Origin of the sequence: Streptomyces sp. NBC_00209 (assembly GCF_045206345.1) — a bacterium.
Classification (GTDB): domain Bacteria; phylum Actinomycetota; class Actinomycetes; order Streptomycetales; family Streptomycetaceae; genus Streptomyces.
Map to the genome: position 1 here is coordinate 4113077 of NZ_CP108121.1, position 14670 is coordinate 4127746.

The following is a 14670-nucleotide window of genomic DNA, read 5'->3' on the forward strand; positions in this document are numbered from 1 at the left end:
CGACACGCAGGAGCAACGCCGCGCACTACCCACGGGATCGAGGCGGCGACTTTCGGTCATACGACGAGGTCATCGTTTCCGCTTGCTTCGATCCGCGTCGGAGCGAGGATGCGAGCACCTGACGGGCGCCGCTCCGGAGATAAACTGGGGTCTTCCCAGTCCCCCCTTGGAGGTGCGCACCCGGTGCCTGATTCCTTCGTTCACCTGCACAATCACACCGAATACTCGATGCTCGACGGGGCCCAGCGGCTCAAGCCGATGTTCGAGGAGGTCGCCCGGCAGGAGATGCCGGCGATCGCGATGTCCGATCACGGAAACATGTTCGGTGCGTATGAGTTCCAGCAGGTGGCCAAGGGCTTTGATGGCGTGAAGCCCATCATCGGCATCGAGGCGTACGTCGCCCCTTCCTCGCGCCGTAACCGTAAGCAGGAGTTCTGGGGCCCCGGCGGTGTCAGGGCCATGTCTGACGATGGCGAGGGTTCGAAGGACGTCTCAGGCGGTGGCCGGTTCACCCATATGACCATGTGGGCACGGAACGTCCAAGGGCTGCGGAACCTCTTCTTCCTGTCGACTGAGGCCAGCTACACGGGGCAGTTCCCCGCGGGCAAGCCTCGGATGGACATGGAGCTGATCTCCGAGCATGCCGAGGGGATCATCGGTACGACCGGTTGCCCGTCCGGGGCGATCCAGACCCGCCTGCGGCTGAACCAGTACGACGAAGCACGGGAGGTGGCGGCCTCCTACCAGGACATCCTGGGCAAGGAGAACTACTTCCTGGAGCTGATGGACCACGGCCTGGACCTGGAGCGCAACGTCCGGGCGGATCTTCTCCGGCTGGCCAAGGACCTGGACATCCCGCTGCTGGCCACCAACGACGCCCACTACGTCCTGGAGGAGCACGCCGACGCCCACGACAACCTCCTGTGCATCGGCGTAGGCAAGAACAAGGACGACCCGGGGCGGTTCCGGTTCAACGGAAGCGGCTACTACCTGAAGACGGCCGCTCAGATGCGGCAGCTCTTCTCGGAGATCCCCGAGGCGTGCGACAACACGCTGCTGATCGCGGAGCGCATCGAGTCGTACGAAGAGGTCTTCGCGCCAGAAGACGAGATGCCGCAGTACCCGGAGGTCCCGGAGGGCGAGACCCAGGAGACCTACCTGCGCCGTGAGTGCATCAAGGGTCTGGAAATGCGCTACGGCTCTCCTGTTCCCGATCACGTCATGGATCGGTTCGAGACCGAGATGAAGGTCATCGGTCCGATGGGCTTCAGCAGCTACTTCCTCGTCGTCGCGGATATCTGCCAGTACGCCCGCGACAACAAGATTCCCGTCGGTCCCGGACGTGGTTCGGCGACCGGTTCGATCGTCGCCTACGCCACGCGCATCACCGAACTGTGCCCTCTGGAACACGGCCTGCTGTTCGAGCGGTTCCTGAACCCCGAGCGCATCAACCCGCCGGATGTCGACCTCGACTTCGACGACCGCCATCGCGACCGCATGGTGCGGTACGTCGTCGATAAGTACGGCGATGAGTTCACGGCCATGGTGAACACCTTCGGAAAACTCAAGGCCAAGAACGCGATCAAGGACACGTCCCGCCTTCTTGGATACCCGTTCAGTCACGGCGAGCGCATCACGAAGGCCCTGCCGCCGGACGTGATGGGAAAATCAATTCCCATCAACGGGATCTTCGATTCTTCGCACCCCCGCTACGGGGAAGCCGGAGAAATCCGAGCCCTTTACGAGAACGAGCTGGATGTCAAGAAGGTCGTAGACGGTGCCAAGGGCGTCGAGGGCCTGATTCGCAATACGGGCGTCCATGCGGCTGCTGTTATTCTTTCCAAGACGCGGCTCACCGACCGCATCCCCCTGCACATGCGCGCCAAAGACGGCGTGAAGATCACTGGTTTCGACTACCCCAGTTGTGAGGACATGGGGCTGGTCAAGATGGACTTTCTTGGCCTGCGAAACCTCGGCGTGATCGACCATGCAATCCAGAATATCCGCGAAAACCGCGGGCTCAGCATCACCACGGACACTGTCCCGCAGAACGGTGATCAGCCGATCCCGCTGGACGACGCCACCACGTACAAGCTTTTGGCCCGAGGCGACACCTTCGGTGTTTTCCAGCTCGACGGTGGCGGCATGCGAACTCTCCTGAAGCTGATGGAACCGACTCGGTTCGAAGACATCGCGGCAGCTCTCGCTCTGTACCGGCCAGGCCCGATGGCAGCCAACGCGCACACCAACTACGCGCATCGCAAGACTGGCCGTCAGGAGATTGCACCGATCCATCCCGAGCTGAAGGATGCGCTGGAGCCCATCCTCGGCAACACGTTCCACCTGCTCGTCTACCAGGAGCAGATCATGGCCATCGCCCGGCAACTTGCCGGGTACACGCTCGGCGGTGCGGACCTGCTGCGCCGGGCCATGGGTAAGAAGAAGCCCGAGGTACTCGCCGCGGAGTGGGAAAAGTTCCACGGCGGAATGAGGGACAACGGGTACTCCGAAGAGTCGATCAAGGCTCTGTGGGACGTCATGCTTCCCTTCTCGGGCTACGCGTTCAACAAGAGTCACACCGCCGGCTATGGGCTGGTGTCGTTCTGGACCGCCTATCTCAAGGCGAATTTTCCTGCGGAGTACATGGCTGCCCTCCTCACATCTGTGGGTGACGACAAGGACAAGGCGGGCATCTACCTGGCGGACGCACGCAAGATGGGTGTCCAGGTCCTGCCCCCGGATGTGAACGAGTCCATCGGAAACTTCACCGCCATTGGCGACAGTGTTCGATTCGGTCTGCGCTCCATCCGCAATGTTGGCGAGAACGTAATCGAGTCACTGGTCGCTACCCGAAAGTCGCAGGGTAAATTCACTTCCTTCGCGGACTTCCTCGACAAGGCTGACATCGGCGCCCTCAACAAGCGGGCCGTGGAATCGCTGATCAAGGGAGGTTCTTTCGACTCGCTCGGCCATTCTCGCAAGGGGCTGTCCGCGGTCCATGAGGACGCCATCGACTCCATCATCCCGGTGAAGAAGCAAGCAGCGATCGGCCAGGATGATCTTTTCGGCGACTTGGGCGGAAGCGATGACGCCCCGGCGTTCGGTCTTGACTTCAAGATCGACGACTCGGAGTGGCCGCGCAAGCAACTGCTCGCCACCGAGCGGGAAATGCTCGGCATGTACGTGTCGGCCCACCCCTTGGATGGCACTGAGCACATCTTGTCCCGCCACCGGGACACCACCATCAGCGAACTCCTCGGATCGGGCCGAACCGAGGGCATGGTGAAGCTCGCCGGGCTCATCACGAGCGTAGACCGCCGCATGACGAAGCAAGGAAACGCCTGGGCGATCGTCAACCTGGCGGACCGTGACGGAGAGATGGAGGTCCTCTACTTCCCGGCTTCGTACACGCTGGTGCAGCACGCCTTGATTCCAGACAGTGTGGTGTCCGTTGCGGGGCGGCTCAACGACCGTGATGGCGCGATCAGCGTCGCCGGCCAGGAGTTGGAGGTGCTGGATGTGTCATCCGCAGAGAGCGGTGGGAAGCCTCCGGTTCGGCTTCAGTTGCGTTCCCACCGGGTCAACGAACCCACCGTTCACGAACTGAAGCGCATCCTTTCCGCTCACAAGGGCGACAGCCCGGTCCGGCTCCAGGTGCTCGGCCCCGGCAAGACGGTCGTATACGCCCTCGGCTTCGAGGTGGATCCCACACAGGTGGCGTCCGACATCAAGGGCACGCTCGGTGCGGACGTCTGGGTCGGTGTCGTGTGACCGGTCGGGAGGAGATTCACGTCCAGGAGGAACAATTCCGGCGCGGCGAGCTGTGACGGCAACCTGCGGACCGCCACGCGACCTTCCGTTCAGGTGTCGGCATGGCGTAGGCGGTGACCGGGTGGACGGTCTTGCCGCGGAAGCATTCCCTGGAGGGCGCCCGCGGCCAGCGAGAGCGGTGGGTGAGGCGTTCAGCTGTCCAGACGGCGCCCCGCGAGCCACTTGACCATCTCGGGGTCGTGGTGGTCGAAGAACAGCGAGCTGCCGGTGTCGAGCGTGGCGATGGCTGCCATCTGCTCGTCGGTGAGGTCGAAGTCGAAGACGTCGAAGTTCTCGGCCATGCGCTCGGCGCGCACGGACTTGGGGATGGCGACGACGCCGCGCCGGGTGAGCCAGCGGAGCACGACCTGGGCGACGGACTTGTCGTATTCCTTGCCGATCCCGGCGAGGAGCGGGTTGGTGAACAGGTCGTTCCTGCCTTCGGCGAAGCCGCCCCAGGACTGGATCTGCACGTGGTGCTCGCGCATGAGGTCCTGGTAGTCGGCGCGCTGGAAGAACGGGTGGGTCTCGATCTGGTTGACCTGCGGGGTGATCTCGTTGTTGATGATCAGGTCGATCAGCCGGTCGGGGTAGAAGTTGGCGACGCCGATCGCCTTCGTGAGGCCCTCGCGGTTGAGGGCTTCCATGGCGCGCCACTGGCCGTAGACGTCGCCGAAGGGCTGGTGCATCAGGTACATGTCGAGGTGGTCCAGGCCGAGCCTGCTCAGGGACGTCTCGAAGGCGCGGCGGGTGTTGTCCTGGGCGGGGGCGTCCTGGACCCACAGCTTGGTGGTGACGAACAGGTCCTCGCGCGGGATGCCGCTGGAGGCGATGGCGCGGCCGACGGCTTCTTCGTTGCCGTAGGCGGCGGCGGTGTCCAGCAGGCGGTAGCCGGCGGCCAGGGCCTCGGAGACCGCGCGCTCGGTGTCCTCGGCGGGGATCTGGTAGACGCCGAAGCCCAGGAGCGGCATCTCGACGCCGTTGTTGAGGGTGACGGTCTGCATGAGAGAGATGTCCTTCACGGTGGGGGCGGGTGGTCAGGGGCGGAGGAGCGCCTTGAGGACCTGGCGGTCGGCCATGGCCCGGTAGGCGTCCGGTGCCCGGTCGAGGGGGAAGGTCCGGTCGAAGACGCGGCCGGGGGTGATGGTGCCGTCCAGGACGTCGGGCAGCAGCGCGGGTATGTAGGCGCGGGCGGGGCTGGCGCCGCCGGTCAGGGTGATGTTGTGCATGAACTCGGCCGGGCCGATGGGTTCCTGTTCGTACTGGGGGACGCCCAGGCGGCTGATGGTGCCGCCGTCCAGGACCGCCCCGAGCGCGGTGTCGAGGGCCTGGCGGGTGCCGACGGCCTCGATGACCTTGTCCACGCCGCCGGTCAGCTCGCGGATGCGGGCGATGGCCTCCTCGCCGCGCTCGGCGACCACGTCGGTGGCACCGAACTCACGGCCCAGGCCGGTGCGGGTCTCGTGGCGGCCGGCGAGCACGATCCGCTCGGCGCCCAGCCGCTTCGCGGCGATCACGGCGCACAGGCCGACCGCGCCGTCCCCGACGACCAGCACCGCATCACCGCGGCCGACACCGGCGGTGACCGCGCCGTGGTGGCCGGTGGTCATCACGTCGGAGAGCGCGAGCAGCGAGGGCAGCAGCGCGGAGTCGGCGGCCACCGGCAGCCGCACCAGGGTGCCCTCGGCGTAGGGGACGCGTACGGCTTCGCCCTGGCCTCCGTCGACGCCGTCGAAGCCGTACCGGCCGCCGTTGCGGCAGGAGATGTGCAGGCCCTTGGCGCAGTAGTCGCAGGTGTTGTCGCTGTAGGTGAACGGGGCGACGACCAGGTCACCGGTCTTCAGGCCGGTCACGTCCGGACCGGTGTCCTCGACGAGGCCGAGGAACTCGTGGCCCATGGGGCGGCCGGTGCCGGTGGCGGGCATGGAGGCGTAGGGCCACAGGTCGCTGCCGCACACACAGGACGCGAGGACGCGCACGACGGCGTCGGTGGGCCGGACGATCTCGGGGTCGGGCCGGTCCTCGACGCGGATGTCGCCGGCTCCGTACATCAGTGCTGCACGCATCAGGGGTTACTGCTCCAAACGGGGGTCGTACGGGGTGGTGCGGAGGTGTTCAGCGTTCGAGCATCCGGGCCTGGGCCTCGGTGTGGGTGTCGCCGGCGGCGGGCGGCAGGCTGGAGAGCCGCTCCAGCTGCTCGGCGGTCAGCGTGACCGCGTCGGCAGCCGCGTTCTCCTCGACCCGGGCCACGCGCTTGGTGCCGGGGATGGGGGCGATGTCGTCGCCCTGGGCGAGCAGCCAGGCCAGCGCCACCTGACCGGGCGTGGCACCGACCTCGTCGGCCAGGGCCTTGACCTCGTCGGCCAGCGCCAGGTTGCGCCGGAAGTTCTCGCCCGTGAAGCGCGGGTTGTCGCGGCGGAAGTCGTTCTCGTCGAACTGGTCGGTGGAGCGCACCGTGCCCGTGAGCATCCCGCGGCCCAGCGGGGAGAACGGGACCAGGCCGATGTTCAGCTCCCGCAGGACGGGCAGCACGCGCTCCTCGATTCCCCGGGTGAACAGGGAGTACTCGGACTGGACCGCGGTGACGGGCTGGACGGCGTGGGCGCGGCGGATGGTGTCCGGGCCGGCCTCGGAGAGGCCGAAGGCGCGGACCTTGCCCTCGGCGATCAGCTCGCCCACGGCGCCGGCGGTCTCCTCGATCGGCGTGTTCGGATCGACGCGGTGCTGGTAGTACAGGTCGATGTGGTCGGTGCCCAGCCGCTTCAGGGAGCCCTCGACCGCGATGCGGATGTTGGCCGGGCCGGAGTCCAGGTTCCACGCGCCCTCCCCGGCGTGCGAGACCAGTCCGAACTTGGTGGCCAGCACCACCTGATCCCTCCGGCCCTTCAGCGCTCGCCCGAGCAGCTCCTCGTTGGTGTAGGGGCCGTAGATCTCGGCGGTGTCGATCAGCGTGACGCCCAGCTCAAGGGCCCGGTGCACGGTCCGGATCGACTCAGCGTCATCGGTGCCCGAGCCGGTGTAGCCGTGGGACATGCCCATCGCGCCCAGCCCGATCCGGGAAACCTCCAGGTCACGCAGCTTGGTGTACCGCATCTCGTCCTCTTCCGATCATGGGTCTCGCCGGGTTTCTCACTCTGGCCCGGCCCGGCAGGCTGTGCCCGTCGAAGCCCGGGCGGGAGCGAACAGGCCGGCGTCTTCCTCATTCACCTTCGCCCGGATTGCTCGGGTGTGGCAGGGCGGGCTCTTCGGGGGTAATGACAGGGCCCCCCTCCCGCCTGCGGGGTGGGTGCCGGGCGGGTGAGACTGGAGTCATGGCATTCCGGAGCGCGAACAGCGAGGGCGCCGAGCTGGGCCGCTTCCTGCGCGCCCGCCGCACCCAGACCAGCCCCGAACACGTCGGCCTCACCGTCGGCGCCGGCGTCCGCCGCACCCCCGGCCTGCGCCGCGAGGAGCTGGCCACCCTCGCCGGCATCAGCATCGACTACTACGTACGCCTGGAACGCGGCAAGGAGACCCGCCCCAGCCCCGCCGTCCTCGACTCCCTCGCCCGCGCCCTGCACATGGACGACCAGGAACACCAGCACCTGCGCGAGCTCGCCGCCCGCGCAGCCCGCTACGTCTCCGAGCCGCCCCCGGCCCCCAGCCGCACCGTGCGCCCCCACCTGAAACTGCTGCTGGAGTCACTGCGCCCGAACCCGGCCTATGTGATCAGCCGCAGCATGGACGTGCTGGCCTGGAACCCCGGCGGCCTCGCCCTGTACGCGGGACTGGAGGACTGGCCGGCCAAGCACCGCAACCTGGCCCGCTACCTCTTCCTCCACCCGGCCTCACGGAACCTGTTCCCGGACTGGGACCGCCAGATCACCGCCTGCGTCGCCCGCCTGCGCGCCGCCGCCGGCACTGCCCCCGACGCCCCGGACCTGACCAACCTCGTCGGCGAACTCCTCCTCAAGAGCCCCGACTTCGCCCGGCTGTGGGAACGCTACGAGGTCACTGGCCGCAAGCCCGCACAGAAGACCTTCCACCACCCCCGCGTCGGCACCCTCACGCTCACCTCCCAGTCCATGCAGCTGGAAGGCACCCCCGGCCGGCGCATCGGCGTCTACACCGCCGAACCCGGCACCCCCGACCACGACGCCATGCTCCTGCTCGACATGACCGCACCCGCAGCCGCGCCCCACCGGGAAATCCCGCGCATATCCCCGTGACCGCTGTTCGCGCAGACGGGCCGTCGGGGGCTCCAGGCGTCACTTCATCGAGCTGATGAAAGCGCCGGGAGGTGTTCAGCTCCGGACCGACCTCGTCCTTGAAGACGCACAAGCGTCGCGCCAAGCAGCTGGTCAAGGCGAAGGCCAAGCTTGAGAATGCGGAGCGCAGGGCACGCGAGGCGGCCGAGGCGGTGGCCACCCTGGAGGAGGGTGCGGCGTGATGTGTGTGCTGGATCCGTGCCGAGGGGCAGCAGCCGACGGAGGCGAACCACGGCCCTGAGAGCGCGGTCAGAACGGGAGATCTACGGCGTCACCTGTCGCGAGGTTCGATGCGGCTGACGAGGACGTGTCGCTCGTTGCGTCGCACACCTCGAACGCCTCCCGCCGGACTTCCAGGCCCGCAGTGTTCTCGCCCCATGCGGTGAGCGCTTCGGTGGCTCGTTCCCGGTACTGCCACAGGGCGCTGACGGCCAGCGTCTCTAGTAGGGCTGGGGCCATGGCTTTGCGGTGGTGGCGCAGCTGGGGGTCGTCCAGCAGCGGGATGGAGGCGGCGAGTGCTGCCTCACGGACGTGCAGGTCGTGGTCGTCGAAGCAGGCGGAAGCGGCCGAGAAGAGCAGAGGACGGATCTCGCGGGTCCGGACGAACGGAGGGTAGTCCTCGGGCGGGAAGCCGAAGCGGCGCATCGTCGCCTCGGCCTGGTCGTCGGCGGCGTTGGCCACCGAGTCCAGCCAGCCGAGGAGGTCGGCGCGCATCGGTCCGGGGAAGTCTCGGGGCCCTTTCTCGACAGGCAGGGCGGTGCGCGGGTCGAGGAGAACCGCGGCCACGTAGAGCGCGGCCGGGGCCGTTGCGACGTAGAGGGTGTTCTGGTGGTGCACCACGTGGTGCAGGTGGTCCAGGGCCCGGGATCTCACACGCTGGTCGACGTCCAACAGCGCAGCCGCATGTGTGCCATATGTGTGCTGCGAGTACGAAGGCCCTCCCGCCCGACGGGCGGAAGGGCCTATGACCTGGTGTTTCTCTGTGCCCCCGGCAGGATTCGAACCTGCGACACCCGCTTGAGGAGTTTTCCCGGGGCGGGGCTGCGACCTGCGTAAATGCCGTCTGTGGAGCGTCTGACCTGCGGAAACGCTTCTCCGTAGTTCTCACGTGTTCGCGGCGATTCTCGCCCTCATGTGGGCTGAATCCGTTCCGCGTCGGCATGCGACTGGCGGGGCTTCGACGGCGTGAGCGACTGGGCCGGTGGTCGTGACGGCGCGTGGGCCGCGCCGGTCCAGGATCCGGTCGCGGCCCCGCAGACAGGGGTGTCGAGGTCGGTCACGAGCCGCAGCAACCGCCTGCCGGAGCCTCCTCGACAGTGGCACCGACGGCCACTGCGGCAGGGGCGCCGAGCTGGATGAGCTGGGGCGCCGGGGCGCAGCATCCGCCACCCTGGTCGGCCTCGGGGGCGTCGAAGAGGCCGGCGCCGCCGCACACCCCGGTTTCGGGCAGGGTCAGTTCGACGCGGTCGGCCGCGTCGAGGTCGCCGGCGATCGCGGCGGCCACGGAGCGGACCTGCTCGTAGCCGGTCATGGCGAGGAACGTCGGGGCGCGGCCGTAGGACTTCATCCCGACCAGGTACACGCCCTCTTCCGGGTGGGAGAGTTCGCGGTGGCCGTGCGGGTAGACGGTGCCGCACGAGTGCTGGTTGGGGTCGATCAGAGGAGCCAGCTCGACCGGAGCCTGGAGGCGTTCGTCCAGGCGCAGGCGTAGCTCGTCCAGGAAGGACAGGTCGGGGCGGAAGCCGGTCAGCACGATGACCTCGTCGACGGGGTCCAGACGGCGTCCGTCCTCGCCGACCAGGACCAGCCGTCCGTCGTCCGCGCGCTCGATCGCCTCGGTCCGGAAGCCAGTGACCGCGTCCGCGTGGCCCTCGTCGACCGCGGCCTTCGCCGCCAGGCCCAGGGCGCCGCGCGCCGGGAGCTGATCGGCCTCGCCGCCGCCGAACGTGGAGCCGGAGATGCCCCGGCGCAGGATCCACACCCCCTTCGTGCCCGCGCGCTTCTCGGACTTGGCGAGGTCGGCGAGGTAGGCGAGAGCGGTGAAGGCGGAGGCGCCGGAGCCGATCACGGCAGTGCGCCTGCCCGCGTAACGGGCCCGGATCGCAGGGTCTTTCAGGTCCGGGACGCGGTAGGTGATCCGGTCTGCGGCGGCCTTTTCGCCGAGCGCGGGCAGTCCGCTGCTGCCTGCCGGAGACGGAGTGGCCCAGGTGCCGGAGGCGTCGATGACCGCGCGCGCGGAGAGGCGCTCCTCACGGCCGTCGGCGTGGGTGATGTGCACGACGAAAGGCTGCTGCTCGCGGTCGGCGTCCACGATCCGGTCCCGGCCGGTGCGCGAGACGCCCGTGACGGTCGCGCCGGTGCGCACGCGGTCGCCGAGGACGTCGGCGAGCGGCTGCAGGTACAGCTCGGCCCAGTCGCCGCCGGAGGGGTAGGTGGCCGGGTCCGGCCTCGTCCATCCGGTGGGGGCCAGGAGCTTCTCGGCGGCGGGGTCCACGACCTCGCCCCAGGTGGAGAACAGGCGTACGTGCGACCACTCGCGCACCGCGGCGCCGGCAGCGGGTCCGGCCTCCAGGACCAAGGGCTCGATGCCCTGGTCGACCAGGTGGGCGGCGGCAGCCAGACCGGCGGGGCCGGCCCCGATCACGACGACGGGCAGCTCGGTGGTGGCGGGCGCGTTCACGGCGACTCCTTGCGTGTTTCGACATCTGTCGATGGCTTGCGCGGTCCAGCATGACACCTGTATCGATGAGCGTCAACATAGACATTTATCGAAATCGTGGACGAGTCTCGTCGCCGCCAGATGCTGCTGTGGCACGGATTGCGGCCGGTGGTGCTGGAGGCGTCCGACCGGCCGGCGGTTGCTGTACGCCGCCGACTATCGCTGTGCCGCCCTCTTCGTCGGCCGCCGTGTGGTGGTGGTCGGGGCGGGGAATCCTGCAGTGCAGATGGCCATCGAGCTTGCCTGGGCCGCCCAGGTCGCGCTCGGCACCGGCCCTCCGGGTGAAGTTCGCGGCCCGGTGCATCCTCGGCCGTGACCTGCGCCTCTGGGTGGCCTGCGTCGGTCTGGGGCTGTGCCCCTCGCCGGCTCCTTGCGCACCCGCCGGCCCAGTCGGTCCTCGACGATGGCCGCTACCTTGCGCGCCGGGTGGTGTCCCTCCCGCACTGCTTCGACATGTGTCAACATAGACGCATGTCGAATGCGAAGGTGCTGCCGCTGCTCGAACCCGACGGTCAGGGCGTGGTGCCGTGCTGCCCGCCACTGGCCGAGCGTCCGATGACCGCCGAGGAGGCCGAGACCGCCGCGCGTATGTTCAAGGCGCTCGGTGACCCGGTCCGCCTCCGCCTCTTCTCGGCCGTGGCCTCTCACGAGGGCGGTGAAGCGTGCGTCTGCGACATCTCCGATGTCGGTGTCTCCCAGCCCACGGTCTCCCACCACCTGAAGAAGCTCAAGGAAGCCGGACTGCTCACCTCCGAGCGGCGCGGCACCTGGGTCTACTACCGGGTCGAGCCGTCCGTGCTGGCGGCCATGGGCCAGCTGCTGACCCTGCCGACCGCAGCCTGACCGGGACGAGGGGGAGCGTCGTGGGGATGGGATCTGCGAATGCGGCGATCGTGCCGCTGGCACCGGAGCACGCGGAGCAGGTGCTGGCCATCTACCAGGCGGGGGTCGACGAGGGGAACGCCACCTTCGAGACCGTCGCGCCGGTCTGGGAGGCGTTCGACGCGACGAAGTTGCCCGAGCACCGCTTCGCCGCCGTAGACGCCGATGGGGCGGTGCTGGGCTGGGTGGCCGCGAGCCGGGTCTCCGACCGGTGCGCGTACGCGGGCGTGGTGGAGCACTCCGTCTACGTCCACCCGGCCGCCCGTGGCCGTGGGGTCGCCCCCGCCCTGCTGAAGGCGCTGATCGAGTCCACGGAACAGGCCGGGATCTGGACGATCCAGTCGGGGATCTTCCCCGAGAACACCGCCAGCCTCGCCGTGCACCAACGGGTCGGATTCCGCGTCATCGGCACGCGGGAGCGGATCGGGCGCCACCACGGCGTCTGGCGCGACGTCGTCCTCGTGGAGCGCCGCAGCCCCGCCATCACCTGACCGGTCAAGGCAGCTGAGCGATCGCGTGGGCGGCGTCGCGCGCGGTGCGGCCTACGCCGATGAGGGTGGCGGAGGCCGGGCCGGTCCAGTCGCCGTAGCCGAGCAGGTGCAGCTGCGGCTCGCCGAGGGCGCGCGTGCCGTCGGTGGGGATGTGGCCGCGCGGACCTCGAAGGTTCAGCGGGGCGAGGTGGGCCAGGGCCGGGCGGAAGCCGGTGCACCAGATCACCGCTTCCGCGTCGCTCCGGCTGCCGTCGGCCCATCGGGCACCGGTTGGCGTGAGCTGGGCGAACATCGGCTTCGCGGCGAGGAGTCCGGCGTCGCGGGCGGCGCGGACGGGCGGCACGGCCACGATGTCGCCGAGTGAGGCCACCCCACCGGTGTCGCTGCGGCCGGTGCCCAGGGCGCGGCGGCGGGCGGTGGCGACTTCGAACAGGGCCCGGCCGTCGATGTCGTCCGGCAGGAACCGTGGCGGGCGCTGGGTCACCCACGTCACCTCGACATCGCCGTCCAGGGCGAGATCGGCGGCGATCTGGGCCCCGGAGTTCCCGCCGCCCACCACGACGACACGCTGCCCGGCGAAGTGGCTCGGGCTGCGGTAGTTCACCGTGTGCAGCTGCCGCCCGGTGAAGACCGATCGGCCAGGGACGGCTGGCAGAAATGGCCGCGACCAGGTGCCGGTGGCACTGATGACTGCCTTCGCCCGCCAGATCCCGGCGTCCGCCTCGACCCGGAGCCGGTCCGCGTCGCGGCGTACGGCGTCCACGCGGGTGCCGTGCTGGACGGGCAGGTCGTAGCGGTGCTCGTAGTCGGCGAGGTAGTCCACCACGTGCGCGGCGCCCGGGTAGGTCTCGCCCGCCTGGGCGGGCATGAGGCGGCCGGGCAGGGAGGAGTGCTCGGCCGGGGAGAACAGGTGCAGGGAGTCCCACATGTGCTGCCACGACCCGCCCGGCGCCGCACCGGCGTCCAGCATCACGAAGTCGAGACCTTGGCGGCGCAGGTGGTAGCCGGCGGCGAGCCCTGCCTGGCCACCGCCGACCACCACCACATCGGTGCGCTCCGTCATGGGGATGTCGTCACCGCGTCCGGGGCGAACTTCCTTCGCCAGGCGAGCGCGACGTAGACCAGGCCGATCAGCACCGGGACTTCGATGAGCGGGCCGACGACGCCGGACAGGGCCTGGCCGGAGGTGACACCGAAGGTGGCGATGGCGACCGCGATGGCCAGCTCGAAGTTGTTGCCCGCCGCGGTGAAGGCGAGGGTCGCGGTGCGGTCGTAGGCCAGGCCCAGGCCCTTGCCGAGCAGGAACGTGCCGAAGAACATGACGGCGAAGTAGACCAGCAGGGGCAGTGCGATCCGGGCGACGTCCAGCGGCTGCGACGTGATGGTCTTCCCCTGGAGGGCGAAGAGGATGACGATCGTGAACAGCAGCCCGTACAGCGCCCACGGACCGATCTTCGGCAGGAACCGCTGCTCGTAGTCGGCGCGCCCCAGCTTCCTCTCGCCCAGGCGGCGGGTGAGGAAGCCCGCAGCGAGCGGGATGCCGAGGAAGATGACCACATTCAGCGCGATCTTCCACATCGAGATGTCGAGGTGCTCGCCGTCGCCGAGCCCGAGCCAGCCGGGCAGCAGGTCGAGATAGAACCAGCCGAGCAGGCCGAACGCGAGGACCTGGAAAACGGAGTTGAGGGCGACCAGAACGGCAGCGGCTTCGCGGTCGCCGCAGGCGAGGTCGTTCCAGATGATCACCATGGCGATGCAGCGGGCCAGGCCGACGATGATCAGGCCGGTGCGGTACTCGGGCAGGTCCGGCAAGAAGATCCAGGCCAGCGCGAACATCACCGCGGGTCCGAGGATCCAGTTGATGACCAGCGAGGAGACCATCAGCTTGCGGTCGCCGGTGACGGCGTCGAGCCGGTCATAGCGGACCTTTGCCAGCACGGGATACATCATGATCAGCAGGCCGAGCGCGATCGGCAGGGAAATCCCGCCGACCTCCACCTTCGCGAGCGTGTCATTCAGCCCTGGGATGAGTCGGCCGAGTCCGAGGCCGACGGCCATGGCGGCGAGGATCCACACCGCGAGGTAGCGGTCGAGGGTGGAGAGCCTCTTGACGATCGAGTCGTCCCCGGTCGCCTCGGCGCTCTGGGCGCGGGCGGTGGTGGGCTCGGTGGAGGTCACGGGCACGCCCTCTTGTTCTCGGCGGCGGTGCGGGCGGATTCGGCGAGCTCGGCGAACTGCCCGGACAGCCCGGCCAGGACCTCGGGCTTGAGCTTGTAGTAGGTGAAGCGGCCACACGGCTCGGTCTCCACCAGCCCGGCCTCGCGCAGCACCTTCATGTGGTTGGACAGGTTGGTCTGCTTGGCCCCGGTCTCCTCCACCAGGTGCGTGGTGCACAGCGTCTCGCGCGCCAGCAGGGTCACGATCCGCAGCCGGAGCGGATCGCCCAGCGCCCGGATCACATCAGGATCGACTGAAGTCAGCATGCACTGATACTCTCACATCGCCGTTCGCTGACACCAGC

At 68.8% G+C, this 14670-nt stretch carries 13 protein-coding genes; 5 read left to right on the forward strand and 8 right to left on the reverse strand.

From position 1 onward, the window contains the following. The first annotated feature begins 183 nt into the window (after nucleotides 1–183). Nucleotides 184–3771, forward strand: coding sequence for a DNA polymerase III subunit alpha (dnaE, locus tag OG867_RS18685; RefSeq protein ID WP_328900717.1), 3588 nt, complete (start codon nucleotides 184–186; stop codon nucleotides 3769–3771). Nucleotides 3772–3962: 191 nt separating this feature from the next. Here dnaE and OG867_RS18690 read toward each other — a convergent pair whose 3' ends face one another. Genes OG867_RS18690 through OG867_RS18700 form a run of 3 tightly spaced genes read right to left on the reverse strand, consistent with a single transcriptional unit; the run spans nucleotide 3963 to nucleotide 6903 of the window. Further along, complete coding sequence (locus tag OG867_RS18690; RefSeq protein ID WP_406286783.1) at nucleotides 3963–4814, reverse strand: aldo/keto reductase; 852 nt, start codon at nucleotides 4812–4814, stop codon at nucleotides 3963–3965. Between the two features lie 33 nt (nucleotides 4815–4847). Next, nucleotides 4848–5876 (reverse strand): zinc-binding dehydrogenase, encoded by a 1029-nt coding sequence (locus OG867_RS18695; protein WP_328900715.1) that lies wholly within the window; start codon nucleotides 5874–5876, stop codon nucleotides 4848–4850. Between the two features lie 49 nt (nucleotides 5877–5925). Next, on the reverse strand, nucleotides 5926–6903 hold the full coding sequence (locus OG867_RS18700) for an aldo/keto reductase (protein ID WP_328900714.1): 978 nt from the start codon (nucleotides 6901–6903) through the stop codon (nucleotides 5926–5928). A 218-nt stretch (nucleotides 6904–7121) separates the two neighbouring features. Here OG867_RS18700 and OG867_RS18705 point away from each other — a divergent pair, with 218 nt between their 5' ends. Both OG867_RS18705 and OG867_RS18710 read left to right on the forward strand, forming a co-directional pair. Beyond that, entirely contained in the window at nucleotides 7122–8018 is an 897-nt protein-coding gene (locus OG867_RS18705; RefSeq protein WP_328900713.1) for a helix-turn-helix transcriptional regulator, read from the forward strand. A gap of 98 nt (nucleotides 8019–8116) precedes the next feature. Then, nucleotides 8117–8239: a hypothetical protein gene (locus OG867_RS18710; RefSeq protein WP_328900712.1), complete on the forward strand. Its 123-nt coding sequence runs from the start codon at nucleotides 8117–8119 to the stop codon at nucleotides 8237–8239. Between the two features lie 67 nt (nucleotides 8240–8306). Here OG867_RS18710 and OG867_RS18715 read toward each other — a convergent pair whose 3' ends face one another. Both OG867_RS18715 and OG867_RS18720 read right to left on the reverse strand, forming a co-directional pair. Beyond that, nucleotides 8307–8930: a hypothetical protein gene (locus tag OG867_RS18715; protein ID WP_406286786.1), complete on the reverse strand. Its 624-nt coding sequence runs from the start codon at nucleotides 8928–8930 to the stop codon at nucleotides 8307–8309. Nucleotides 8931–9333: 403 nt separating this feature from the next. Beyond that, nucleotides 9334–10737, reverse strand: coding sequence for an NAD(P)-binding domain-containing protein (locus OG867_RS18720; RefSeq protein ID WP_328900710.1), 1404 nt, complete (start codon nucleotides 10735–10737; stop codon nucleotides 9334–9336). A 510-nt stretch (nucleotides 10738–11247) separates the two neighbouring features. On the opposite strand from OG867_RS18720, the gene OG867_RS18725 reads away from it, so the two are divergent. Further along, a complete protein-coding gene (locus OG867_RS18725; protein ID WP_328900709.1) occupies nucleotides 11248–11619 on the forward strand; it encodes a metalloregulator ArsR/SmtB family transcription factor in 372 nt (123 codons plus the stop codon). A 26-nt stretch (nucleotides 11620–11645) separates the two neighbouring features. Further along, the gene (locus OG867_RS18730) at nucleotides 11646–12149 is read left to right on the forward strand and encodes an N-acetyltransferase family protein (RefSeq protein ID WP_328900708.1); all 504 of its coding nucleotides are present in this window, start codon (nucleotides 11646–11648) and stop codon (nucleotides 12147–12149) included. A 4-nt stretch (nucleotides 12150–12153) separates the two neighbouring features. Here OG867_RS18730 and OG867_RS18735 read toward each other — a convergent pair whose 3' ends face one another. From OG867_RS18735 to OG867_RS18745, 3 genes are read right to left on the reverse strand one after another with little or no spacing between them, the layout of a single operon-like run. Next, nucleotides 12154–13212, reverse strand: coding sequence for an ArsO family NAD(P)H-dependent flavin-containing monooxygenase (locus OG867_RS18735; protein ID WP_328900707.1), 1059 nt, complete (start codon nucleotides 13210–13212; stop codon nucleotides 12154–12156). Continuing rightward, the gene (arsB, locus tag OG867_RS18740) at nucleotides 13209–14327 is read right to left on the reverse strand and encodes an ACR3 family arsenite efflux transporter (protein ID WP_328900706.1); all 1119 of its coding nucleotides are present in this window, start codon (nucleotides 14325–14327) and stop codon (nucleotides 13209–13211) included. The genes OG867_RS18735 and arsB overlap by 4 nt, the downstream gene beginning before the upstream one ends. Beyond that, entirely contained in the window at nucleotides 14324–14632 is a 309-nt protein-coding gene (locus OG867_RS18745) for a metalloregulator ArsR/SmtB family transcription factor (RefSeq protein WP_328900705.1), read from the reverse strand. The genes arsB and OG867_RS18745 overlap by 4 nt, the downstream gene beginning before the upstream one ends. Nucleotides 14633–14670: the final 38 nt, after the last annotated feature.